Origin of the sequence: Saccharothrix syringae, assembly GCF_009498035.1 — a bacterium.
Taxonomy (GTDB): Bacteria; Actinomycetota; Actinomycetes; order Mycobacteriales; family Pseudonocardiaceae; genus Actinosynnema; species Actinosynnema syringae.
Genome location: NZ_CP034550.1, coordinates 1,588,310 through 1,612,196 on the forward strand (window position 1 = coordinate 1,588,310; position 23,887 = coordinate 1,612,196).

22 protein-coding genes are annotated in these 23,887 nt (G+C 74.1%); 11 read left to right on the forward strand and 11 right to left on the reverse strand.

Annotated features, from left to right (window positions below; all coding sequences use genetic code 11):
* Positions 1 to 271: 271 nt before the first annotated feature.
* Positions 272 to 778 carry a hypothetical protein gene (locus tag EKG83_RS07545; RefSeq protein ID WP_033427521.1) on the reverse strand — a complete coding sequence of 169 codons (507 nt, stop codon included), beginning with the start codon at positions 776 to 778 and terminating at the stop codon, positions 272 to 274.
* 358 nt (positions 779 to 1,136) lie between these two features.
* On the opposite strand from EKG83_RS07545, the gene EKG83_RS07550 reads away from it, so the two are divergent.
* The 3 genes from EKG83_RS07550 to EKG83_RS07560 are packed head-to-tail and all read left to right on the forward strand — an operon-like array spanning position 1,137 to position 3,870.
* Positions 1,137 to 2,234 (forward strand): Re/Si-specific NAD(P)(+) transhydrogenase subunit alpha, encoded by a 1,098-nt coding sequence (locus EKG83_RS07550; RefSeq protein WP_033427520.1) that lies wholly within the window; start codon positions 1,137 to 1,139, stop codon positions 2,232 to 2,234.
* Positions 2,231 to 2,506, forward strand: coding sequence for an NAD(P) transhydrogenase subunit alpha (locus tag EKG83_RS07555; protein ID WP_033427519.1), 276 nt, complete (start codon positions 2,231 to 2,233; stop codon positions 2,504 to 2,506). Before EKG83_RS07550 ends, EKG83_RS07555 begins: the two co-directional genes overlap by 4 nt.
* On the forward strand, positions 2,503 to 3,870 hold the full coding sequence (locus EKG83_RS07560) for an NAD(P)(+) transhydrogenase (Re/Si-specific) subunit beta (protein WP_033427518.1): 1,368 nt from the start codon (positions 2,503 to 2,505) through the stop codon (positions 3,868 to 3,870). The genes EKG83_RS07555 and EKG83_RS07560 overlap by 4 nt, the downstream gene beginning before the upstream one ends.
* A 49-nt stretch (positions 3,871 to 3,919) precedes the next feature.
* Here EKG83_RS07560 and EKG83_RS48920 read toward each other — a convergent pair whose 3' ends face one another.
* The 4 genes from EKG83_RS48920 to EKG83_RS07575 form a co-directional block, all read right to left on the reverse strand.
* Complete coding sequence (locus EKG83_RS48920) at positions 3,920 to 4,045, reverse strand: hypothetical protein (protein WP_265590320.1); 126 nt, start codon at positions 4,043 to 4,045, stop codon at positions 3,920 to 3,922.
* A gap of 220 nt (positions 4,046 to 4,265) precedes the next feature.
* The gene (locus tag EKG83_RS07565; protein ID WP_051764352.1) at positions 4,266 to 4,670 is read right to left on the reverse strand and encodes a VOC family protein; all 405 of its coding nucleotides are present in this window, start codon (positions 4,668 to 4,670) and stop codon (positions 4,266 to 4,268) included.
* 10 nt (positions 4,671 to 4,680) lie between these two features.
* Positions 4,681 to 6,705, reverse strand: coding sequence for a diguanylate cyclase domain-containing protein (locus EKG83_RS07570; protein WP_033427516.1), 2,025 nt, complete (start codon positions 6,703 to 6,705; stop codon positions 4,681 to 4,683).
* A gap of 6 nt (positions 6,706 to 6,711) precedes the next feature.
* Positions 6,712 to 7,518: an SAM-dependent methyltransferase gene (locus EKG83_RS07575; RefSeq protein ID WP_033427772.1), complete on the reverse strand. Its 807-nt coding sequence runs from the start codon at positions 7,516 to 7,518 to the stop codon at positions 6,712 to 6,714.
* A 186-nt stretch (positions 7,519 to 7,704) separates the two neighbouring features.
* On the opposite strand from EKG83_RS07575, the gene EKG83_RS07580 reads away from it, so the two are divergent.
* Genes EKG83_RS07580 through crcB form a run of 3 tightly spaced genes read left to right on the forward strand, consistent with a single transcriptional unit; the run spans position 7,705 to position 8,886 of the window.
* Positions 7,705 to 8,142: a MarR family winged helix-turn-helix transcriptional regulator gene (locus EKG83_RS07580; protein WP_033427515.1), complete on the forward strand. Its 438-nt coding sequence runs from the start codon at positions 7,705 to 7,707 to the stop codon at positions 8,140 to 8,142.
* A complete protein-coding gene (locus EKG83_RS07585; RefSeq protein ID WP_170191737.1) occupies positions 8,132 to 8,557 on the forward strand; it encodes a fluoride efflux transporter FluC in 426 nt (141 codons plus the stop codon). Before EKG83_RS07580 ends, EKG83_RS07585 begins: the two co-directional genes overlap by 11 nt.
* Positions 8,554 to 8,886: a fluoride efflux transporter CrcB gene (gene crcB / locus EKG83_RS07590; RefSeq protein WP_033427514.1), complete on the forward strand. Its 333-nt coding sequence runs from the start codon at positions 8,554 to 8,556 to the stop codon at positions 8,884 to 8,886. The genes EKG83_RS07585 and crcB overlap by 4 nt, the downstream gene beginning before the upstream one ends.
* Here the strand turns inward: crcB and EKG83_RS07595 are convergent.
* Complete coding sequence (locus tag EKG83_RS07595) at positions 8,876 to 11,509, reverse strand: NACHT domain-containing protein (RefSeq protein ID WP_153277924.1); 2,634 nt, start codon at positions 11,507 to 11,509, stop codon at positions 8,876 to 8,878. The two genes, crcB and EKG83_RS07595, sit on opposite strands and share 11 nt — an antisense overlap.
* A 3-nt stretch (positions 11,510 to 11,512) precedes the next feature.
* Entirely contained in the window at positions 11,513 to 13,762 is a 2,250-nt protein-coding gene (locus EKG83_RS07600) for a HelD family protein (protein WP_033427513.1), read from the reverse strand.
* A gap of 625 nt (positions 13,763 to 14,387) precedes the next feature.
* Here EKG83_RS07600 and EKG83_RS07605 point away from each other — a divergent pair.
* From EKG83_RS07605 to EKG83_RS07620, 4 genes are all read left to right on the forward strand, one after another.
* On the forward strand, positions 14,388 to 15,080 hold the full coding sequence (locus EKG83_RS07605; protein ID WP_153277925.1) for a hypothetical protein: 693 nt from the start codon (positions 14,388 to 14,390) through the stop codon (positions 15,078 to 15,080).
* 103 nt (positions 15,081 to 15,183) lie between these two features.
* Positions 15,184 to 15,828 (forward strand): TetR/AcrR family transcriptional regulator, encoded by a 645-nt coding sequence (locus EKG83_RS07610; protein WP_228122534.1) that lies wholly within the window; start codon positions 15,184 to 15,186, stop codon positions 15,826 to 15,828.
* Between the two features lie 54 nt (positions 15,829 to 15,882).
* On the forward strand, positions 15,883 to 17,244 hold the full coding sequence (locus EKG83_RS07615) for a dihydrolipoyl dehydrogenase family protein (RefSeq protein WP_211268983.1): 1,362 nt from the start codon (positions 15,883 to 15,885) through the stop codon (positions 17,242 to 17,244).
* A gap of 134 nt (positions 17,245 to 17,378) precedes the next feature.
* Positions 17,379 to 17,750, forward strand: a complete 372-nt coding sequence (locus EKG83_RS07620) for a hypothetical protein (protein ID WP_051764347.1) — start codon at positions 17,379 to 17,381, stop codon at positions 17,748 to 17,750.
* Between the two features lie 97 nt (positions 17,751 to 17,847).
* Here EKG83_RS07620 and EKG83_RS07625 read toward each other — a convergent pair whose 3' ends face one another.
* Positions 17,848 to 19,092: a hypothetical protein gene (locus tag EKG83_RS07625; protein WP_033427512.1), complete on the reverse strand. Its 1,245-nt coding sequence runs from the start codon at positions 19,090 to 19,092 to the stop codon at positions 17,848 to 17,850.
* A gap of 514 nt (positions 19,093 to 19,606) precedes the next feature.
* Between EKG83_RS07625 and EKG83_RS07630 the strand changes: the two genes are divergently transcribed.
* Positions 19,607 to 20,110 carry a DUF3145 domain-containing protein gene (locus EKG83_RS07630; protein ID WP_033427511.1) on the forward strand — a complete coding sequence of 168 codons (504 nt, stop codon included), beginning with the start codon at positions 19,607 to 19,609 and terminating at the stop codon, positions 20,108 to 20,110.
* Positions 20,111 to 20,314: 204 nt separating this feature from the next.
* Here the strand turns inward: EKG83_RS07630 and EKG83_RS07635 are convergent, their stop codons facing one another.
* The 3 genes from EKG83_RS07635 to EKG83_RS07645 form a co-directional block, all read right to left on the reverse strand.
* Positions 20,315 to 22,012 (reverse strand): ABC transporter ATP-binding protein, encoded by a 1,698-nt coding sequence (locus EKG83_RS07635; RefSeq protein WP_033427510.1) that lies wholly within the window; start codon positions 22,010 to 22,012, stop codon positions 20,315 to 20,317.
* Complete coding sequence (locus EKG83_RS07640) at positions 22,012 to 23,604, reverse strand: ABC transporter ATP-binding protein (protein ID WP_033427509.1); 1,593 nt, start codon at positions 23,602 to 23,604, stop codon at positions 22,012 to 22,014. The genes EKG83_RS07635 and EKG83_RS07640 overlap by 1 nt, the downstream gene beginning before the upstream one ends.
* Before the next feature lie 127 nt (positions 23,605 to 23,731).
* Entirely contained in the window at positions 23,732 to 23,887 is a 156-nt protein-coding gene (locus tag EKG83_RS07645; protein WP_153277926.1) for a SapB/AmfS family lanthipeptide, read from the reverse strand.

The window sequence follows — 23,887 nt, forward strand, 5'->3', positions numbered from 1 at the left end:
GCGGGTGAGGTCCACCGGCGGGTCAGGTCGGTCGTACCCGGTCCCGGACGTCCTCGGCGCGCGGGTCGCCCAGCGCCTCGTACAGCCCCACGGCCAGGTGGCGGTGCGTTGCCGGGGCGGCCCGCGCTCAGGTACGCCGAGCCGAGGTCGTTCAAGGCGCTGCCGATGGTCCGCTGGTCGCTGCGCGCACGCCGGATCTCCAGGGCCCGGTGCAGCCGGTCCGGGGCGAGGTCGGACCGGCCCGCCCGCTCGTGCGCCTTGCCGAGCCACTTCAACGCGGTCGCCTCGCCCCCCGGACCGCGCAGTGGGCCACGGCCAGCGCGGTGAGCAGCCAAGCCCGCGCGGTCGGCTCCCGGCGGCGCCGGGCCGCGACGAGGTCTTCCTGTTCGAGGTCCCACCACTTCGACACGGCCTGCGGGGTGGTGAACTCGGGAGGCGGCTCGGCCGGTTCGTCGTTTTCCGTGCATTCGACCGCGTGCGGTCGCAAGAGGTCGTGCAGGCTGTACCGCTTGCCCTGCTCGTTCCGCACCGTGTGCGTCGACACCAATTCCGCCAGGACCTTCCTGGTCCCGGCCTCGGTGGCCCCGGCGAGGACGGCCGCGGCCCGCGGGCCGACATCCGGACCGGCGACCGGGCCGAGGAGCCGGAACAGCCGCGCGGCGGCGGGCGAGAGCGCCCGGTAGGACCAGGAGAACACCGCGCGCACGGTGCTGGTCTCGTCGTCCTCCGCCGCGAGCACGTCCAGCGGCAGCCGGGACGCGCCGTCCCTGATCGCCAACCCGGTCGGCAGGTCGCGGTGCCGGGCGGCAGCGGTCTGACCTGCTCGACCGGGGACGCGTTGTCGAGCAGGACCAACACCCTGCGGCCGCGCGGGGCGGACCGGTAGAGCGCCGTTTTCGCCCCCCTGATCACCTGGATGGGGTGCGCCTGTTCCACCGGAAATTCGAGCCAGGCGTCCAGGTGGCGCAGGGTGGGAGTCGCGGGCGTGCTCGTCCGGTGTCCTCCGACCGGGCACCGCCCGATGCGCATCGGGTGCCCGCGGGGACGGCCCGCGCAGGGCAGCAAGACGTACATACGGTTGAAATAGCCACGCACGTGTGGTGTAGATCACCTTGAGCGGTCTACCGTGACCGATCGTGAGAGTGGGCATACCCGCGGAGTCGCGGCCCGCCGAGCGCCGCGTAGCCGGTCTACCGGAAACGGTGACCACGCTGATCGGTGCCGGTCTCGCGGTGGACGTGCAGTCCGGGGCGGGCGGGCACGCCCACGCCTCCGACGCCGCCTACCGCGCGGCCGGCGCGAACGTCGTCCCCGACCACCCCGCCGGGCGGTGCGAGGTCCTGGTGTCCGTCCAGCCGCCGACGCCCGACGAGGCCGCCCGGCTGCGGGAGGGCGACATCACCGTCAGCTTCCTCCAGCCGGGCGGCGAACCGGAGCTGGTCGAGGTCCTGCGGTCGCGCGGGGTCACCTCCTTCAGCCTCGACCTGCTGCCCCGCGTCACCAGGGCGCAGTCGGCCGACGCCCTGTCGTCGCAGGCGCTCGTGGCCGGCTACCGCGCCGTGGTCGAGGCCGCCGAGCACCTGCCGCGGTTCCTGCCGATGTTCACCACCGCCGCGGGCACGATCCCGCCCGCCAAGGTGCTCGTCCTCGGCGCCGGCGTGGCCGGGTTGCAGGCCATCGCCACGGCCCGCCGCCTCGGCGCGGTCGTCGAGGCGTACGACGTGCGCGCCGCGGCCAAGGAGGAGGTCCGCAGCCTCGGCGCGAAGTTCCTCGAACTCGACCTGGAGACGCAGCAGGGCGTCTACGCGCAGGTCCAGTCCGAGGAGTTCCTGGAACGCCAGCGGGAGCTGGTCGGCGAGCGGGTCGCCGCCTCCGACGTCGTCATCACCACCGCCGCCGTGCCCGGCCGCACCGCGCCGGTGCTGGTCACCAACGACATGCTCAAGGGCATGGCGCCCGGCTCGGTGGTGGTCGACCTGGCGGCCGAGTCCGGCGGCAACGTCACCGCGTCCCGGCCGGGCGAGCGGACCTGGGTCGGCGAGGTGCTGGTGCTGGGCGCCCGCAACATGCCCAGCAGCATGCCGGTGCACGCCAGCCGCCTCTACGCCCGCAACGTCGCCAACCTGCTGCTGATGATGACCAGGGACGGCCGCGTCGAGCCGGACTTGGACGACGAGGTGCTGGCCGGCTGCTGCCTGACCCACCGGGGCGAGCTGAGGAGGGAGCTGCCGTGATCGACCTGCTGACGATCTTCGTGCTCGCCGTGTTCGTGGGGTTCGAGGTCGTGTCCAAGGTGTCCACCATCCTGCACACCCCGCTGATGTCCGGCGCGAACGCCATCCACGGCGTGATCCTCGTCGGCGCCGTCCTCATCACCGGCCACGCCCAGTACCCGCTGGAGGTCGTCCTCGGCCTGGTCGCGGTGTTCCTGGCCACGGTCAACGTGGTCGGCGGGTTCGTGGTCACCGACCGGATGCTGGAGATGTTCAAGGGGCACGGGAAATGACGCCCACCTGGGTCCAGCTCGCCTACCTCGTCGCCGCCCTGTGCTTCGTGCTCGCGCTCAAGGGGCTGAGCACGCCGAGGTACGCCCGCGCGGGCAACCTGCTCGGCGCGGCCGGCATGGCGCTGGCCGTGGTCACCGCCTACGCCCACGGCGCGGTCCACAACGGACCGCTCATCCTGGTCGCGGTCGCCGCGGGCGTCGCGGTGGGCATCCCCGCGGCGCGGTCGGTGAAGATGACCGCCATCCCGCAGATGGTGGCGCTGTTCAACGGCGTCGGCGGCGCGGCGGCCGCCCTGGTGGCGCTGACGGAGTACCTGGCGGTCACCGACGCCTCGGTGCTGTTCGAGGTGGCCACCGCGCTCACCGTGCTGATCGGCTCGGTCAGCTTCTCCGGCAGCGTGGTCACGTTCCTCAAGCTGCAGGAGGTCATGACCACCCGGCCGGTGCTGCTGCCCGCGGGCCGGTTCCTGGCCGTCGGCGCGGCCGCGGCGAGCGCCCTGCTGGCCCTGGGCGTCGTGCTCACCGGCAGCAGCGCGCTGCTGGTGCTGCTGGCCCTGGCCGGGCTCGCGCTGGGCGTGCTGTTCGTGCTGCCGGTCGGCGGCGCGGACGTGCCGATCGCCATCTCCCTGCTCAACGCGTTCACCGGCTTGGCCGTGGCCGCGTCGGGCTACGTGCTGGCCAACACGCTGCTGATCGTCTCCGGCACGCTCGTCGGCGCGTCCGGCACCATCCTGACCAGGCTGATGGCCCAGGCCATGGGCCGCTCGCTGGCCAACATCCTGTTCGGCGCCTTCAAGACCACCGACGCCGCCGCGGCCGGGGGCGAGCAGCGCACCGTCCGGTCCGGCACGGTCGAGGACGTCGCCATCCTGCTCGGCTACGCCCACTCGGTGCTGGTCGTCCCCGGCTACGGCCTGGCCGTGGCGCAGGCCCAGCACGCCGCGCGGGAGCTGGCCCACCTGCTGGAACAGCGGGGGATCGACGTGAAGTACGGCATCCACCCCGTGGCCGGTCGGATGCCCGGGCACATGAACGTCCTGCTCGCCGAGGCCGACGTGCCTTACGAGCAGTTGAAGGAGCTGGACGACGTCAACCCCGGGATCGGCAGCGTCGACGTGGTGCTGGTGGTGGGGGCGAACGACGTGGTCAACCCGGGGGCGCGGGACGAGCCGAGCAGCCCCATCTACGGCATGCCGATCTTCGACGTGGACCGGGCCAAGTCGGTGGTGTTCATGAAGCGCTCGATGCGGCCGGGGTTCGCGGGGGTGGACAACAGCCTGCTGTACAACCCGAAGACGACGCTGCTGTTCGGGGACGCCAAGGACTCGTTGACCAAGCTGTTGACGGCGGTGAAGCAGGTGTAGGTGGTGGAGCGCGGTGTGGGCCGTGAGCACGGCCCACACCGCGTGGCCCCTAGCGGAGCAGGTACTGGATGATCTGGCCCGCGACGAACAGCAGCACGGAAAGGGCCCCCGACGAGCGGGGGGCGCGGGCGCAGTGGCAACGGCACTGCCTCGGGATGACGCGTCTCTTCGGCATGATCGCTCCCTGTCTCGACCGGCCAAGGGCACAGATGTCCTGTGACCTGTTCCGGCTGCGAGTTCCGCCTGGTGAGGCGGAGGTGGAGAATGCCGTGCTGTGACGCGGGCGATAGTCTCGCACCGCTTCGCCCCGAGGTCAACGCCCAGTCGGTGACCTCGTCGGCCCCATCGTCCGGACCGGCCTGATCAGGATCGGGATCCCGGCGCGCAGCCGCGCCTCACCCGCAGAACGAACCCGCGCGCCGCCGCCCCGCCACGCAGAAGCGGTTGCCCTCGGGGTCGGCCAGCACGACGAACGGCGGCTCACCCGGCCCGAGCCGGTCGGGGTAGTGCGGCCAGGGGACCCGCCGCGCGCCCAGCGCCACCAGCCGGTCGACCTCGTCGTCCAGGTCGACCTCCCCCGCGTCCAGGTCGAGGTGGACCCGGGGCCGCTCCTCGACCGGGCTCTCGCTGAGGTCCATCGCGATCGCCGCACCCGCGACACCCGGCGGCGGCTCGACCACCACCCAGTCGTCGCCGGCGAAGCGCGGCGCCCGCCGGACGTAGCCCAGGGCCGCGGCCCAGAACGCACCCGCCCGCTCGCAGTCCGAAACCCCCAGTGAGACCTGCGCGATCGCGGTCACGGCACCACCCTCACAGCTCGTACCCCGGCACGGGCGGTCCGAAGTGGTCGCCGAACGCGGCGTCCACGCCGATCCCCGCCCACCACGCCGCCTGCTCCGGCGTCGACACGTCCGGCACCGCCACGGACGCGCCGGACTGCCGGATCAGGCGCACCATGCGGGTGATCGCCTCGTGCAGGAACCCCGGCGGCCGCTCCGCCAGCCTGCGCACCACCGACGGGTCGAGCAGCAGCGAGCCGACCTCCAGGTCCCCGACCAGCGACAGCTCGGCCTGACCGCCGTTGAAGCGGCTCAGGCCGGTGGCGATGCCGCTGTCCCGCAGCACCTGCGCGTTGTCCTGCCCGGCGTCGGTGAACATGGACCTGGTGTCCAGGAAGATCCGCAGCCGCGACGCGGGCAGGCCGGTCTCGTCCAGCGTCCGCTTGACCGTGCGGACCAGGTCCTCGTCGCGCGACTGCATCGGCGACAGCTCGAAGTACAGCACCCCGGGCACCTCGCCCGCCGCCTCGCGCAGCGCCCACTGGCCGAGCGCCAGGGACAGGCCGCCCGCCTCGGCGAGCTCCAGGCAGTCGTCGTGGCCGAGCTCGTCCCAGCGCAGCCGCGCCACGTGGCCGAGCACGCGCCCGTCCGCCGGGTCCACCACCGGCTGGTGCCCGACCTCCAGCTCACCGCCCGCCAGCGCGCCCGGCATCCGCGCCGCTCGCGCCCGCCGCTCCCGGGACCGCTGGTCCTCGTGCCGGTCGTAGGGCAGCCACTGCCGCTTGCCGCCCTCCTTGGCCCTGCGGAGCGTGGCGTTGGCGGCGCGCAGCAGCTCGGCCACCGGCCAGCCCGCGCCGGGCCGGTCGACCACGCCGATGCTGCACGTCAGCGCCACGCCGTCGGCCATCGGCCGCTCCAGCGCCGCGTTGATCCGCTCGACCAGGGCGGGCACCGTCGGCGTGGTGGGCGAGTGGACGACCACCACCGCGAACTCGTCGCCGCCGACCCGCGCGACCAGCGCCCGCTCGTCGGCGACCGCGGCCTCCAGCCGGCGGGCCACCTCCACCAGCAGCCGGTCGCCGACGTCGTGGCCCAGGCCGTTGTTGACCACCGAGAACCCGTCCAGGTCCAGGTGGTACAGGGTGATCCCGCCGCGCGAGGAGCCGTGCAGCGCCTCCAGGCGGGTGATGAAGTGCTGCCGGTTCGACAGGCCGGTGAGCGAGTCGTGCAGCAGTTGGAAGTCCAGGTTCTTCTGCAGCAGGTGCAGCTCGCTGACGTCCTCGACCATGGTCAACCGGTAGGCGGGCGCGCCGTGCTCGTCGCGCAGCGCGGACACCGCCAGGTGCGCCCACACCGGCTCGCCGTCGGCGCGCAGCAGCCGCCGCTGCTCGCGGAACCGCTCCACCCGGCCCTCGTCCACCGCCCGGTACGCGGCGGCCAGCGGCTCCACGTCGTCGGGGTGGAACAGCTCGCGCAGCCGCCGCCCGGCGAACCAGGCCGGGTCCCGGTCGACCATCCGGGCCAGCGCCGGGTTGACCTCCACGCAGGTCCCCGCCCGGTCGCTGATCACCACGCCGAACGCGGAGGAGTCGAACACGTCGCGCAACCGCGCCTCGCTGGCCCGCAACCCGCGCTCGGCCCGGCGCTTGGCGACCAGCAGCGCCTGCTTGACCTCCTCCTGCCGGTCGAACGCGTCCAGCCGCATCGCGGTGGCGAACCCCGCGCTCACCCGGCCCAGGATCGCGACCACCTTCTCGGTCAACCGCGGCACGTCCCGCAGCTCCGGGGTGAACAGCAGGGCGTGCCCGAGCACGTCCACGGTGCGCTGCAACGTGTCCGCCCCGGTGAAGTGCGCCCCGACCAGCCGGTGCCCGACCGCGGCGACCGGTTCGGCGGTGAACGGCTCGGCCTGCACCGCGTCCGCGATCACGTCGACCAGTTCGAGCAGGAACAGCTCGATCTCCTGCGGCGACATGGGCACGTAAGCGGTCGCGTAGATGGCGCGCGTCCACGCGCGCGCCAGTTCCTGCCGCCGCGTCCTAACGGGTGGCGACAACGCTGCTCACCTCTTGCGACCCACCCCGGCGAGGATCCCGGCCCGGTCCGGGTCCTCCTCGACGGCACCCTCCTCGGGGCGCCACAGCGGCAGCGGCACCACACCCGGCTCGACGAGGTCGAAACCGTCGAACAGCGCGGTGATCTCGGCGCGCGTGCGCGGGTGCATCGGGTTGGCGCTGCGGCTCATCACCTCGACCACCTGCGCCATCTCGCGCGGCTGGAGGTCCCAGGTGAACTGCGACAGCGCCAGGTGGCTGCCGGGTCCCACGGCGTCGCGGTAGGCGGCGAGCACGCCGGCCGGGTCGCGCTCGGGCGGCACGAAGTGGAGCACGCCGACGGCCAGCACGCCGATCGGCTCGGCGAAGTCCAGCAGGCCGGTGGCCCGGGCGGCGGCCAGCACCGCGCCCGGGTCGGTCATGTCCTCCTGGAGGATCGTGGCGCGCTCCTCGTGCTCCAGCAGCATCCGGCTGTGCGCGACGGCGACGTCCTCGAAGTCCACGTACACCACGCGCGACCCCGGTGCGGCCCGGTGGGCGACCTCGTGCACGTTGCCGACCGTCGGGATGCCGGACCCCAGGTCCAGGAACTGCCGCACGCCCGCGCCGACCAGGTGCAGCACCGCGCGCCGGAGGAAGGACCGGTTGAGGCGGGCGATCGTGCGGGCGTTGGGCTGCGCGTGCACGAACTTCTCCGCCAACGCCCGGTCAGCGGCGAAGTTGTGCCCGCCGCCCAGCAGGTAGTCGTAGACCCGCGCGGCGCTGGGCAGCCCCGGGTCGACCTCGTCCGGCACCCATCTCGGCCGTTGCGCCACCACACCTCCTCGCCCCCGGTGGGCGAGGTTACTGATGCGCCCGGGTGCTCGGGCAGGGGAGGGGACCGCTTGTCCCCGATCGGCCTACAGTCACCCGTTGGTGTGATGTGGCACGCTGCCGTCCCACCTGTCGGGCACCGCTGCGGGAGGGCCACCCCGCGAACCGTCCGCCAGTACCATTCGCCCATGTCAGACGAGGCCCGTACGCTCACCGACGTCGTCACCAGGCTCCGGCGGGCGCTGCGCACCAGCATCCGCTCGGAATGGCCGTGGGACGCCCTGCCGATGGCCCAGGTCGAACTCCTCCAGACGCTCGCGGAGCGGCCGCCGATGCGCGTGGGGGACCTGGCCGCGGAACTGCGCCTCGCACCCAACACCGTCAGCGGCCTGGTGGGGCAGCTGATCGAGAACGGGCTCGTCGAGCGGGGCGGCGACCCGACCGACCGCCGCGTCGCGCGGTTGTCGGTGACGCCCAAGGGGCACGAGCAGCTGGCCGTGTGGCAGGCCGCGCACGAGAAGCGCATCGGCACGGCGCTGGACAAGCTGGAGCCGGGGGAGCGGGCCGACGTGGTGCGCGCCCTGGCGGCCCTGGACCACCTGGTGGACCACCTGCGTGCCCACTGAGTCGGGGAGGCCGGGCGGGTCGGGGGCCCTGGCCGGGTCGGGGGCGCGGGTCGGGTCGGCGCGGCCGGCCGGGTGGCGGGTGGTCGCCGCCGTGGCCCTGGGCGGCGGCCTGGGCGGCACGGCCCGGTACGGCGTGGGCCTGCTGGTGCCCGGCCTGGTCGGCACGGTCGTGGTCAACCTGGTCGGCTGCGCGCTGATCGGCGTGCTGATGGTGCTGGTGCCGAGGCCGCACCCACTGGCGCGGCCGTTCCTCGGGGTGGGCGTGCTGGGCGGGTTCACCACCTTCTCGGCCTACGCCCTGGACGCGGTGCGGCTGGGGGACTGGCGCGCGGGCGCGTACCTGGTGCTGACGGTCCTGTGCGGACTCGCCGCCACCGCCGGCGCGGCCGCCCTGACCCGGCGGGTCGCGCCGTGACGGCGGGGCTGGTGTTCGCCGGGGCGGCGGTGGGCGCGGTGCTGCGGTACCTGACCGGGCTCCTGCTGCCGCGCCGGTTCCCCTGGGCCACGCTGGCGGTCAACGTGGCGGGCTCGTTCGTGCTCGGGGTGGTGGCCGGGGCTTCGCCGGCGGTGACCGCGCTGGTGGGTACCGGGTTCTGCGGCGGGCTGACCACGTTCAGCACGTTCAGCTGGGAGACGGTGGCGCTGGTGGAGGCCGGCAGGGCGGGGCAAGCGCTGGCGAACGTCGCGACCAGCCTGGTCACCGGCGTCGCGGCGGCCTTCCTCGGCTACGCCCTCACCCGATGACGTCGAACTCGCGCCGCATCCAGCGGTCGAGGAAGTCGCGCACCTCAGGCGACACCCCCAGCCGCTGCAACCTCGTCAGCGCGTCCCACCGCTCCTGGTCGCCCTGCCGCCCCTCGACCAGGGCGTGCAGCGTCCTGCTCTTGAGCCACCGGTCGGCGAGAGGGTCCCGGTGGCGCTCGGCGGTCTCCAGGAGCGGCAGGTTGACGAGGTGGGCGAGGTCGAACTCATCCATCGGGTAGACGCCCCTCGCCTGGTCGGAGTGGTCCCTGAACTCGCGCCACCACTTCCGCGCGGTGATCCACGGGCGTCGGGCCTCGATCAGGGTGCGGGGGTGCAGCGTCGGCCGCAGGTCGTCCCGGTCGACCAGGGGGGCGCCATACCCGTCGGTGAGGTAGAGCACCTTGGCGCCGAAGCGGCGGACCGCGTCGTCCAGGTCGGTGTCCGGTGCCACCAGGGCACCCACGACGTTGGTCTTCACCCAGTCGACGATCTCCTCCCGGTCGAGCCTCATGCGCAGCCAAGTGAGGTGGGCGGCGTCGTCACCCTGCCCGATCAGGTGCCGCAGCGCGGTGATGGTCGCCTCGCGCAGCGCAGGCTGGTTGACCGGAAGCCCTGACCACGCTGTGACCAGGGGCATGTCCCGCAGCAGGGTCCGACTGGTGGAGTGGGACGTGGCCCAGTAGAAGAACTGCGCCCCCACCGGCTGCGGCGTGGCGTTGCGCACGAACCGGTCGGCCAGCAGGCGTAGGACGTCCGGGGTGGGCGTCAGGTAGTGGAGCGTCTGGGCGGCCGTCAGCAGTGCCCGCGGGTCGCCCTCGGCTGCGATGCGCAGCACCGCGCTGGCCCCGTCGTCCTGGTTGCGGTCGAACTGCTGGAGCGCAAGTTGCCGCACCACGTTCGACACCGGCTCCCGTGAGTCCGGCTTCAGCACCTCCCACAGCGCCTCGGGCGTCGTCCTGGTGCGCACCAGGTACTCGGCGGCGAAGAACTCCATGAAGGTGCGGTGCGTGAAGCCGTACTTGGGCTCCACCTCCCCGCCGCCGACGTCGGTCAGCACCCACGGCCGCCCCGAGCAGAACTCCACGAACTGCTCGGACTCCTCCTCGGCCTCGTGCGGTCGGTAGCCCTTGGTCTCCTGGAGGAAGTCGCCGAGCATCCGGACCACGCGCCCGCGCGGCCAGCCGACACCCGACTCGGCCGCGGTGAACTGCCGCCAGGCCAGGTAGCCGACGGCACTGCGCAGCCGGCCCTGGAACCGCAGCGGGTCGAGCAGACCGCGCAGGCGGTCCCACGTCTCGAACAGCATCAGGGCGCACTTCTCGTAGATCTGCGCCAGGTTCGCCGGGATGTAGTGCTCGAAGGCGAACATGTTGCACAGCAGCGCCAGCAGCAGCGGGTTGCGCCGCAGCTCCTCGACAGAGGCGCTCTCCCGCAGGAACGCCTCCGCCAGGTCCGCGCGCTGGTCCTCCCGGGTGCTCTCCTCCAGGGCGAACCAGTACCGGGCGTACCGCGCCACGCGCTCGTCGTCGAACTGCTCGACCATGCCGACGGTGAACAGCGCCGAGTCCAGCGGAGCCTCGTCATAGCCGATCTTGCGCGCGGTGACGACCACCGGCACCAGGGGGTAGAGGTGCGTGAACGACTCCACCAGCCGCGCGAACCGCCGGCGCAGCTCCGGCTCCACCAGCTCGTCCACCCCGTCGAGGATCACCACGGCCCGGCCGTTGCCCAACAGGTACTCGACGGCGTCGTCCGGGGCGACGAGGTTGTACGGCTCTTGGCACAGGACCTTCAGGTAGAACACCAGCCCGCGTCCGCCGTCGCGGAACGACGCGGTGAAGTCGCGCAGCACTACCAGGAAGGGCACCCGGCCGTGCTCCTCGCGCGCGATCTCCCAGGCCAGCTTCGCCGCGAACGTCGACTTGCCCGCGCCTGGGTCCCCCAGGACCACCGAGCGGCGGCCGGGCGCGGTCAGGTCGGACAGCCCGTCGAGCGCGGGCTCCACGTAGAGCCGCGAGTACGGCACCGATCGGCTGGTTCCCAGGTGCGGCATCCGCATCCGCCCGTGCAACTCCGCCACCTGCGCCCGCAGCCGCTCGCCGAAAGCGTGGAACCCAGCCAACGACACGACCCGGTCCAGCAGCCTGCCGTTGGCCGTCGCCGCGGCGGCCAAGTGCGCCACACCCGCCGCGGTAACCCGGTCGATTTCGCCTGGGCCCAGGTCGCGCACCTCGTCCAGCACCGCCGCCTGCAACGCCGCGAGCACGACGTCCGCACCCACCGTCAGCTGCTCGGGAGCGAACCCCGCAGCGTGCCGCAGGCCCATCCGGACCTCCTCGCGCAGGGCCGGCTCGATCTCCTCGGCCCTCCGGTCGCGCAGCAGCCGCCACAGGGTCAGCTGGAGGGCGACCTCCTCGAAGTCCGGGGAGTCCAGGTAGCGGGACAGGCCCGCGGCCTGGTCACCACGCAGCGACGCCACGAAGTCGTCGGCCACCGCCCTGGCCGTCGTGGCGCGCGCGTCCCGTCGGAGCTGCCGTGCCTGCAATCGGCGCCGACCCGCCCCGAACAGCTTCGAACCGGCCGCGGCGGCAGTCCGCCCGGCAGCTGCCTCGATCCCCGTCACCGCTCACACGGTAGCCAGCCTCCCCAGCACCGGCGGCAGCTCGCCGGTGTGCACGACCCCCAGCCGCTGCGTCGCCCGGGTCAGCGCCACGTACAGGTCGCTGGCCCCGCGCGGCGACTCGTCGAGGATGCCCGCGGGCTCCACCACCAGCACCGAGTCGAACTCCAACCCCTTGGCGTCCACCACGCTCAGCACCACCACCTGCGCGTCCAGGTCGTCGGACGCGCCCGGCACGCGCGCCCGCAGCCCGGCGACCGCCGCCGCGGGCGCGATCACCGCGAGCTTGCCGTCCCCGACCGCCGCGACCTCCTTCTCCACCAGCGGCGGCAGGGCGTCCTCGACCGAGGGCACCCGCAGGCCCCACGGCGGGAAACCGCTGTCGCGCACCGAGGTCGGCGGCTTCAGCGCCGGGTCGACCGACGCCAGCACGTCCGCCGCCACCGCCATGATCTCCGACGGCGTCCGGTAGTTGACGGTCAGCTCGGTGAGCTTCCACCGGTCCATCACGTACGGCGAGAGGACCTGGTGCCACGACGCCGCGCCCGCGATGTCGCCGGTCTGCGCGATGTCGCCGACCACGGTCATCGACTTCGACGGGCAGCGCCGCATCAGCGTCCGCCACGCCATCGCCGACAGCTCCTGCGCCTCGTCCACGATGACGTGCCCGAACGTCCACGTGCGGTCCGCCGCCGCGCGCTCGGCCGCGGTCTCGTAGCGCTCGGTGCCGTGCCGCTCGGCCAGCCGGTAGGCGTCGACCAGGTCGGTCGCCATGAGGATGTCCGGGTCGGCGTCGTCCTCCAGGTCGAGGATGTCCAGCACGCCCTGCGCGTAGTCGATGGCCTGCCGCCGCTGGCGCTCCGCGCGCGCCTTGGCCTCGGTGTCGTCCTCGCCCAGCAGCTCGGCCGCCTCGTCGAGCAGCGGCACGTCGGCGGGCGTCCACTCCGCGCCGCGCGGCCGGTGCAGCAGCTCGCGCTCGGCGGGCGAGAGCTTCGGCGCGGCCTTGGCGATCCGCTTCGGCGACGCGTACAGGTCCTCCAGCAGCCGCTGCGGCGTCAGCGTCGGCCACAGCCGCTCGACGACCTCCTGCACCGCGGGCTCCTCGCGCAGCTCGCGCCGGATGTCGTCGATGTCGGCCTGGTCCAGCAGGTGCCGACCGAGCCGGGACACGGCCTGCGCGGCCAGCGCCGAGATGATCTCCCGCTGGAACGTCCGCCGCGCCTCGTTGTGCGGCCGGCGGGTGCGCCGGGCCCGGCCGCGGGCGTCGCTGATGGTCCGCCGGTCCAGCCGCAGCACGTCCTGGTCGAACGGGACCTCGACCAGGTTCGGCGCCTCCTGCCGGTCCTTGATCGCGCGCGAGACCACGTCGGCCATCTCGATGCGGCCCTTGAGCGCCGCCACCTCGGCGGGCTCGCGGCCCACCGCGGTCAGGCCGGGGAACAGCTCGCCCACGGTCGACAGCAGCACGCCCGTCTCGCCCAGCGACGGCAGCACCTGGCCGATGTAGCGCAGGAACGTCGCGTTCGGCCCGACCACCAGCACGCCGCGCTTGGCCAGCTGCCGCCGGTGCGTGTAGAGCAGGTAGGCGGCGCGGTGCAGGGCCACCGCGGTCTTGCCGGTGCCCGGACCGCCCTGCACGACCACCACGCCGTTCAGCTCGGTGCGGATGATCCGGTCCTGCTCGGCCTGGATGGTCGCGACGATGTCGCCCATCTGCCCGGTGCGGCTGGCGTTGACCGCGGCCAGCAGGGTCGCCTCGCCGGTCAGGCCCTCCGAGGTCCGGGTGGGGTCGACCGAGTTGATGTCGAGCACCTCGTCGTCGAAGCCGACGACCTTGCGCTGCTTGGTCCGCAGGTGGCGGCGCCTGCGGACGCCGTCCGGGGCGGCGGCGGTGGCCAGGTAGAACGGACGGGCGGCGGGCGCGCGCCAGTCCATCAGCAGCGGCTCGTACTCCTTGTCCTCGTCGAACAAGCCGATCCGGCCGATGTAGAAGCGGTCGTCGGTGTGGAAGTCCAGTCGCCCGAAGCACAGCCCGTTCTCCACCGCGCTGTACTGGGCGAGCTGGTCGGAGTACAGGGCCACCGCGGTGTCCCGCTCGGAGCGCATCTGGTGGGTGCCACCGGTTTGCCGGAGCGCGCCGGCCAGGCGCTTCGAGCTCTGCTCGCGGAGGTCGTCCAGCCTGCCGTACAGCATCGACACGTATTCCTGCTCCGACTCGGTTTCCGCGAGCCGGAGGTCATCGGAGGGGCTTGACAACGTGCCTCATTTCTGGATAGCGTGGTTTATCAGCCTGTGTTGCATTGCGGCTGACAGTTGTTTGCGCCCTTGCTGCCGCGCAGAACGTCTAATCTACTACACGCATCCGCCCGTGGGGCCCGAACGACTTCACCAGTAGTCGGGGTCGGCGGCCGGTCCTGGGCCGGGTCGGCGAGGTCGAGCGGCGGGGTCGCTCGTGGGGCGCGAGAGGGCTGGACGCGGCTGCCGCCGTTCGCTCGACCGGGTGATCAAAGCTCCGGGTGATCAAGACTTCGGGTGATCAAGACTTCGGGTGGTCGAGGCTCTGAGTGATCGAGGCTCCGGGGGGTCGAGGCTCCAGGGGGGCAAGACGTCCGGTGGTCGGGGTGCCGGTGGTCGTGCGGCTGTCCGACCGATCGCTCGCACCGGTCTTCAACCCGGTCTTCCCGCCCCGATCTCCCCACCCCGGTCCCTCCGCGCGTCCCGGTCCTTCCCGGTCCTTCCCGATCCCCCGCGCCTCCCCGCGCTCCCGGCCACCACGCCACGTGAGGACCGCTCGACCTCGGACCACCGGATGAGCGGCTGTCGCGCGGCAGGCGGGTGAAACCGTTCCCCGCCGCCGAACCGCCCCGGCACGCTGACCAGCGTGAGGGAGCATCGTCGGGAGGTGGCCAGGCTCTGCCGCATCGCGGTGGACCGGTCGAGGTGGCAGCTCGCGTTCGCGTTCGTCGTCTCCGCGTGGGCCCTGGCCTGGGTGGTGGGCCAGCCGTTCGGCGCGCCGGACCCGCTGGACGTGCTCCCCGCGCGCTGGGCGGGCCTGTCGACCGGCTGGCTGGACGCGGCGAGCGCGTGGGCCGCCGGTCGCACCGGCTTCCTCGCGGTCGCGGCCGGGCTGCTGTGGGCGATGACCCGCCCCGGCGGGCAGGTGACGGCCCCGCTCGGGTGGCTCGCGGTGATGGCGGCGGCGGAGGACGTCGGCTACGTCGCGGTCAGGTGGGCGCTGCTGACCCTCCTCGCCTTCCTCGCCGTGATGGGCCTGGCGTCGCTCACCGGGCGGCGGGCGTTCGTGGTCGACCGGGTCGCGGTCATCCCCGGCGACGTGGCCCGCGCGGGCGCGACGGCAGTGGCGCTGTCGGCGGTCGTGCCGCTGCTCGCACCCGGACTGCTGCTCGCCCGGTTGGTCGGTCCGTACCTCACCCGACCGCCGCGACCCGCCCCGGCGCCGATCGTCCGCCCCCGGTCGCCCGAACGGCCGCCGCCCGCCGAGGGGGTCGACCCGGTGCCCGCCCAGCGCGCCGGCGCCGGTTTTTCGTGGTCAGGGCGTTCCGGGCGGAAATAGTTTTGCACTCCAACAATCAACCCGATGGAACCGAGGGAACCTCACATCACATTCCGGAATCGTCTGTTTGGGCTTACCGGTCCGTATCCATCAAGATGAGTGCGTGCATGAAAATCCCGCCGAAAACCGCTTAGCCAAGGTGATGCGGCGTCAGCCCGTTCAGCAGCGCGGTGCCGCCACGGTGACCGCCATTGTCGATGCCTGCGCGACGCTGCTCAACGAGTACGACTACGACGACATCACCACCGCCAGGATCGTCGAGCTAGCAGGCGTGCCAATTGGATCGTTCTACCAATACTTCCCGGACAAGCGCTCTGTCGTGCACGCGTTGGCCCTGCGCGGCATGGAGGAGTACCTGGCACGGGTGGAATCCCTGTTCACAGAGGGTCGGCTCGCCCAGGACTGGCGGGAAGCGGTGCAGCAGGTGGTAAGCGTCTACCTGAGGATGGTGACCGATCTGCCCGGTTTCGGGCGGGTGCGGTTCAGCGACCTGCTCGACGGGCACCGGCTCGACTCGTCGGTCGACCAGTACGAGCTGATGGCCGAGCGGCTGCGCGACCTGTTCCTCGGCCGCTTCGCGGTGCGGGGCGACGCGCCGGTCACGCTGACCTTCCGGATGGCGGCCCAGACGGCCGACGCGATGTTCAAGCTCGCCGAGCGCGTGGACGAGGAGGAACGCCCGGTGGTGCTCCGCACCGCCGACCACGTGATCTTGAAGATGCTCTCCGGCGTGTTCGACCCGGCGTGACTTGCCGGGCAGGTCCGGGTGGTGTGGGCTGGACCGGTGGACGACGACTTCGACGTGATCGTGATCGGCGGCGGCCCGGTGGGCGAGAACGCCGCGGCCCGGACCGCCGCCGGCGGGCTGCGGACCGCGCTGGTGGAGGCCGAGCGGGTCGGTGGCGAGTGCTCGTACTGGGCGTGCATGCCGAGCAAGGCGCTGCTGCGGCCCGGTCACGCGCTCGCCGCCGCCCGGCGCGTACCGGGCGTCCCGGTCGGCGACCACCTCGACGCGGCGGCGGTGCTCCGGCGGCGCAACGGGTTCACCTCGAACTGGGACGACGCGGGCCAGGTCGAGTGGGCCGAGGGCGCGGGCCTGACCGTCGTGCGCGGCCGCGGCCGGCTGGCGGGTGAGCGCCGGGTCGACGTGGGCGGCCGCGTGCTGACCGCGTCCCGGGCGGTCGTCGTGTGCACGGGCAGCGTGCCGCGCGTGCCGTCCCTGCCGGGCCTGTCGGACGTGCCGCACTGGACCTCGCGCGACGCGACCTCCGCGCAGGAGGTGCCCGACTCGCTGGTGGTCCTCGGCGGCGGCGTGGTCGGCGTGGAGATGGCGCAGGCGTGGGCGCGCCTGGGCTCGCGGGTCACCCTCGTGGTCTCCGGCCCGCGCCCGCTGCCGAAGTCCGAGGACTTCGCGGGCGACCTGGTCGCCGACGGCCTGCGCGAGGACGGCGTCCGCCTGCTCACCGGGGTCCGCGCCACCGGTGTGTCCACAGCGGACCCCGGTGTCTCGCTGGCGCTGTCGGACGGCTCGACGGCCGAGGGCGCCCACCTGCTCGTGGCCACCGGGCGCGTGCCGGCGACCGCGGACCTCGGCCTGGAGGAGTTCGGCTTCACCGCGGGCGAGGCGCTGCCGGTGGACGACACCGGCCGCGTGTCCGGTGTGGACTGGCTGTACGCGGCGGGCGACGTCACCGGCCGCGCCCTGCTGACGCACCAGGGCAAGTACCAGGCCCGCGCGGTCGGCACGGCCATCGTCTCCGGCGCGGTGGACCCCGAGCCGTGGACCGCGCCGGTGTCCACCGCCGACCACACCGCCGTGCCGCAGGTCGTGTTCACCGACCCGGAGGTGGCCTCGGTCGGGCGGACCGCGGCGCAGGCGCGCGAGGACGGCCTGGAGGTCCGGGTGGTCGACCTGGACATCGCGGTCGCCGGGTCGTCCCTGCACGCCGACGGCTACCGCGGCAAGGCGCGCATGGTGGTGGACGAGCGCAAGCGCACCCTGGTCGGGGTGACGTTCGTGGGGCCCGACGTGGCCGAGATGCTGCACGCGGCCACCATCGCCGTGGTCGGCGAGGTGACCGTGGACCGGCTGTGGCACGCGGTGCCCGCCTACCCGACGATCAGCGAGGTGTGGCTGCGGCTGCTGGAGGCGTACGGGCTCTGACGCGACGCTGCGTAGGGCGCCGTTGGGCGGATCGTGTTCGCGGCGGTCGGGGACGTGGTCCGACCGCCGTAAACGCTGCCGCCATCGGTTGTCTGAACCCTGAAAGTGCGGTCACGTCTCATTAGACTGCGCAGGTGAGCAGGGGAACGGTGGTCTTGACGGCGGGCGCCGTGCTGTGGTGCGCCTTCGTCATCGCGACCACCTTCCTGCCCGGCGGTCCCGCGTGGGCGCCGCTCGCGGTCTACCTGCCGGGGTTCCTGGTGCTGCCGGTCGTGCTGCACACGCTGTTGCGGGCGCGGTCCGCCGCGCTGTTCTGCCTGGCCCACGTGCCCAAGCCGGTGCTGGTGCCCGCGGTGGTGGCCGCGGTCGGCGGGTGGCTGTGCTCGTTCGGCCTGGTGACCGGCAAGCCCGGGACCGAGTCGTTGAGCGCGGTGGCCGGGCTGGTGATCGTGCTGCACGTGGCGTTCGGCCTGATCGCCGTGGGCATGGTGCGCACCGGCCGCTGAACCCGCCGGGTTTTGAACGCGCTTCCGGTTCTGGGCCCCGCCACCACGCCCCGCCACCACGTCCCGGCCCCGCCGCCGGCCCGCGCCCCAACCGCCCCTACTGCTGGACCGCGGGCAGCCGCAACGCCTGCTCGGCGACCTGCCCCAGCGCGGCGTCGGCCGAGTCCGACTCGCCCTCCGCCCACACCGCCTGCGCGATGCGCACCTGCGCGCCCTTGGCCAGCGACCGGATGGCCGCCCGGTCGAACGACGTCGGCCCGCCCGGCCAGCCCTTGCCCTCCTGCGCCGGCGCGGCCACCCCGCCCGCGCCCGCCGTCGCCGCCACCGCGTGCAGCTCACCGGCGCGCGTGGCGTCGGGCAGGTTCAGCTCGGCCACCGCGACGCCGACCTTGCGGCCGTCCACCTCGGTCTCGTACTGGGCGCGCCGCAACTGCATGCACACGTGCTCGGACAACCAGCCCCGCACGTCGCCGAACGCGTGCGCGGCGCAGTCGTCGGTCCGGTCCGCGCCGCGCGGCGAGAAGTTGCGGCCGTCCACCACGACCGTGGTCGGCTGCGGCGCCGAGGTCGACGCCGTCGAGTTCTCCGCGGCGTTGCCCCACGTCAGGGAGAGGACCAGCGCGACGACCAGCAGCACGCCGACCGCGGAGGCGATCACGTAGGGCAGCACGCGGCGGCGGGCGGGCGGCGCGACCTTCGGCAGCAGCATCGTGCTGGCCGACGCCAGGTCGGCCGCCGCGTCGGAGAAGCCCTCCGCCTGCAACTGCGGCCTGGGCGGCGGCGCGCCGGTCGGTGCCAGCACGGCGACGAGCTTGGCGGCGTGCTCGACCGAGCAGGGCCGGTCGCTGGTGGCCAGCTCGCGCGCGGCGGCCAGCAGCGTGGTCGGCTTGGGGTGCAGCACGCGCACGCCCCGGTTGAGGTCCGCGGTCGGCTGCACGACCTGGCCGACGTACGGGCCGACGGCCACCACGGTGGTCACCGGCAGCGGCTCGCCGCGCATGTCCTGGATGCGCCGGGCGACCGCGGCGGACGCCGCCAGCGTCTCGGCGGCGGGGCTCAGCGCGCCGTCCGGGCGGGTCAGCGGCCAGCCGTCGGTGCGCCACTGGCCGTTGAGCGGCGCCTCCAGCCGCACCGCCGGGTCGGGCAGGTCCACGCCGACCACGACGAGCACCCCGCGCGGCAGCACGACCACGGCGTCCAGCTCCCGCGGGCACCCCGGCGGCCGCACCCCCAGCAGGGCGATGCCGCCGAGCACCGCGTCGCCGTGACCCCAGGTGCTCAGCGCGGCGCGCACGTCCGCGCCGACCTTCGAGGGCTCCGGGCCGAGTCGGATCAACCGCACGTGATCACACCGTTCCACACGGACAGACACGGTAGCGCCGCCGACCTCGGGTCGGTCGCCCCGCATCGCGGGTGTTGACGATGCGTGACTGTCATCACCTGTTCGGAGGCGACTCATTAGGCCGAACACACCTCCCGGCCGCCGGCCCCCGCTGCTGGTTCCGACCGGCCTCCGGGGCGGGGCTCCAGGTTGGTGCCGGGGGTTGGGGCCGCGGACCGACCGCCCCGACAACCGACCGCCCCGACAAGGGAACCGGCGCGGTCGCCGCGTTGATCACGCGACCGTGTCCGGTTGATCTCGCAATGTGATCCCCGCGCCCGCGAGACCGACCGCGACGGCCGAAAAACGGGTCGAAAGTCCTGTATCTGACCCGCCCGGGTGAGGAACGGGCTGGTTCTTCTGGCGGACCGCTGCCTGAGCGGGCAGAATGACCAAGTCGGGATTACACAAGATCGCCGCGGGACTCGACAGGTCGTAGGGGAAGACGTCCCTCGTCGAGTAGCGGAGGTCAGCTGTGAGCACCCGTGGCAGGACCAGTGGCGTGGTCTACGTCCACTCGTCGCCGTCTGCGGTCTGTCCGCACGTCGAGTGGGCGATCTCGGGCACCCTCGGTGAGCGAGCGGACCTCAAGTGGGCGGCGCAGCCCGCTGCGCCGGGGCAGTTGCGCGCCGAGTGCAACTGGACGGGCGAGGCCGGTACCGGAGCCCGGCTCGTGGCCGCGCTCCGGGCGTGGCCGATGCTCAGGTTCGAGGTGACGGAGGACCCGAGCCCGGGCGTGGACGGCGTGCGGTACTGCTTCGCACCCGTGCTCGGCCTGTGGCACGCGCGCACCAGCGCCAACGGCGACATCGTCGTGTCCGAGGACCAGCTCAGGGCCCTGGCCGCCCGCAGCCGGGGCGGGGAGTCGTTCGCGCACGGCGTGGACGAGATCCTCGGCGCGGCGTGGGACGACGCGCTGGAGCCGTTCCGGCGCGCGGGTGACGGCGCGCCCGTCACCTGGCTGCACCGGGTGGGCTGAGCCGCACCACCGAAGACCGGCGTGTCCGGCGGTACCGGGTTCCGACCCGGTACCGCCGGACCCCGCTCCGGGCTCGGGGAGAACCGCCTCGACGCACCGCCGACCAGGCCCCGGCGCATCACCGACCGGGCAACCGGACGCCAGCGCGCCGCCGCCCGGCCCCCGCCGCCCGGCCGTTCACACCCAGCCGCGCCCCCACCGTCCTCAGTGGACGATCGGTGCGGGCTGCCAGGCCGCCATCAGGTCCCGGTAGGCCGCCGACGACCCCATCAGCTCCTCGTGCCGCCCCAGCAGCGGCGCACCGCCGTCCATCACCAGCACCCGGTCCGCCCGCAGCGCCGAGGACAGCCGGTGCGCGATCACCACCAGCGTGCCGCCGCGCGCCGCGAACGCCTGCTCCACCACGACCTCCGCCGCCGGGTCCAGCGACGACGTCGCCTCGTCCAGGATCACCACGTCGGCATCGGACGCGTGCACCCGCGCCGCGGCCAGCAGCTGCGCCTCACCGGCCGACAGCCCACCGCCGGCGTGCCCGATCGTGCCCGCCAGCCCGCCCAGCCGCGCCAGCACCGCCGACGCGCCCACCGCCTCCGCGGCCGACAGCAGCCGGGCGTCCGACGCGTCCGGCGCGAGCAGCGCCAGGTTCTCCCGCACGGTGCCGGTGAACAGGTACGTCTCCTGCGGCACCAGCGCGATCCGCCGGTGCCGCAGCGCGGGCGCCACCGACCGCACCGGCACCCCGCCGAACAGCACCTCGCCCTCCTGCGGCGCCACCAGCCCGGTGACCAGCCCGGCCAGCGTCGACTTGCCGATGCCGCTGGGCCCGACCACGGCCAGGTGCGACCCCTCGGGTAGCACCAGGTCCAGCGACCGCACCACGGGCTCGGCGCCCGCGCCCCACCCGAAGGTCACCCCGCGCAGCTCCACCTCGTGCCCGGCGGGCACCGCGTCGCCCGCGGGCCGGTCGACCGGCGGCGCGGCCTCGGCCAACCGGCGCAGCGCCACGACCAGCCGCAGCACCACCGTGCTGGTGGTGTCGGCCAGCCGCCGCAGCGCGGGCTGCACGCTCGTGCTCAGGTACACCACCGCGCCCAGCACCTCGCCCGCGCTCAGCTCGCCGGAGCGCACCATCGCGGGCGCCGCGACCAGCAGCAGGGCCAGCGGCGCGAACCCGCCGAGCGTGATCACCACCCCGCGCAGCGCGGTCGCCCACGCCACCCGCACCGCCGCCGACGCCTGCCGGTCCACCCGCGCCACCACGTCGTCCTGCGCGTGCGCGGTGCCGCCGACGGCCACCACGTCCCGCATGCCCAGCAGCACCGACCCGGCCGCGGCCGCGGCCTCCTCGTCGGCCAGCACCAGCCGCCGCTGGCCGCGCGCCAGCGACGGCAGCAGCAGCCCGAACAGCGCCAGCGCCGCCACCACCGGCAGCACCACCAGCCAGGCCAGCGACGACACCGTCGTGGCCAGGCCGACCAGCGCGGCGGTCGTGGTCACCAGCAGCGCGCGGGCCTGCACCAGCACGCCCGCGGTCGCGTCGCGCACCACCTCGACGTGCCGGGTGATCCGGGCGACCGCGCTCGCGTCGGGCTGCCGGGTGTGCGAGCCGCCGCGCAGCACGCCGCGCACCACCTCGCGCACCAGCGCGTCCCGCAGCGGCTCCACCACCGCGCCCAGCCGCATGAACACCTGCCGCAGCCCGAACCCGCCGAGCACCGCGACGCAGGCGAACGCCAGCAGCCAGCCCACGCCGACCCAGGGCCTGCCGGCCGCGAAGCCGCGGTCCACCGCCAGGCCAACCAGCCGGCCGGACAGCAGCGCCGGCACGCCCTCCAGCACCGACCAGCCGAGCAGCACCGCGATGCCGCGCCGCTGCTCCCGCAACGCCCGCAGGTAGGCCATCAGCCGAACACCGCCCGGTACTCCTCGTCGTCCCACAGCCGCTCGTGCGGCGCCACCGCGCGCACCCGCCCGCCGTCCAGCCACACCACGGTGTCCGCCCGCCGCGCGGTCGCCGCCCGGTGCGTCACCACCACGCGCGTGCGGCCGGGCAGCGCCGACTCCACCGCGCGCTCCACCGCGGACTCCGTCACGGTGTCCAGGCTGGCCGTGGCGTCGTCGAGCACCAGCACGGCCGGGTCGCGCACGAACGCCCGGGCCAGCCCGAGCCGCTGCGCCTCGCCGCCGGACATGGGCGCCGCCGACATCGGCGTGTCGTAGCCCTGCGGCAGCCGCACCACCACGTCGTGCACCTGCGCGGCCCGGCACGCCGCGCGGACCTCCTCGTCGCCCAGCGGCGTCCCGTACCGGACCGCGTCCCGGACCGTGGTGCCCACCAGCGCGGGCCGCTCGAACGCATACCCGACCGACCCGCCGCGCCGCACCTCGCCGGACGCGGGCCTGGCCAGCCCGCCGATCACCGCGGCCAGCGCCGACTTGCCCGCACCCGACCGGCCCACCACGGCCACGAACGCGCCGGCCGGCACGGTCAGGTCCACGTCGTGCAGCGCGTCCGGCACGCACACCCCGGTCAGCCGCACCTCGCCCGGCGTGGCCGACCCGGGCGGCGACGGTTCGGGCACGGGCGCGTCGAAGACCTCCTCCAGCCGCGCCGCGGACGCGCGGGCGCGTTGCAGCGCCGTGAGCAGGCCCGCCTGGCCGACCACCGTCATGCCCAGCGCCACGTACCCCAGCGCGGCCAGCACGTCGCCGACGCTCAGCCTGCCCGCGACCACGCCGAACCCGGCCGCGGTCAGCACCGCCAGCTCCACCGCGGGCAGCAGCAGGCCCGCCCGCCAGATCATCCGCGCCTGGGTGCGCCACATCCCCGCGCCCGCGCCCGCCAGCCGGGGCAGCGGCCGCAGCACCCGCTCGGCCTCCTGGTCGGCGCGACCGGAGGCGGCGATCGTGCGCAGCCCGCCCACGGCGTCCACCAGCCGCGCGGACAGCTCGCCGGACACCTCCTGGTAGATCGCCACGTCGGAGGCTGTCAGCCGCAGGTGGGAGCGCACCAGCAGGGCCGCCAGCGGCACGCTGAGCGCGAACACCACGGCGAGCCGCCAGTCCAGCAGCGCCAGCGCCGTGACCGCGCCCGCCGCGGTCAGCACCGAGATGCCCAGGTTCACCGCCGGCACCGCGATCGCGCCCGCGATCGCGCTGTCGCCGGTCAGCCTGCTGACCGCGTCACCGGCCTCGAACCGGGCCGGGTGCCCCAGCGCCAGCAGGTGCGCGCTCAGCCTGCGGCGCAGCCACGCCGTGCCGCGCGCGGTGATCGAGGCGGCCAGCACCACGCCGATCGCGTCGCCGACCAGCTCCACGCCCGCCAGCCCGACCAGGAACAGCACGGCCCCGCCCGCGGGCCGGCCCGCCAGCACCGCGTCCACCGCCCTGGCCAGCGCCGTCGGCAGCAGCAGCCCGGCCGTGGTGGCCAGCAGCGCGTTGACCGCCAGCAGGAGCCACCGCGGGTCCCGGCGCACGACCGAGGAGAGCAACATCTCCAGCTCCTAGAGGCGCATCATGTGTAACGGGGGTCCGACGGCGTGCCGTCGGACCCCCGTGGGAGACCGGGTGAGCGGCGCACTTCGCCTGCGCCGCTCACCCGGGGTGTGCCGTGGGCCTGGATCAGCAGGCCAGCAGGCTCACGGTGGAGTGGCTGCAGGGGAGCAGCAGGGAGGCGTTGGAGGCGGTGGTGCTGCCGCCGCCGCCGCTGCCGCCCGACGCCATCGCGCTGGTGGACTCGGGGGTCTCCAGGTCCTGCAGGTCGAGGATGAAGTCCAT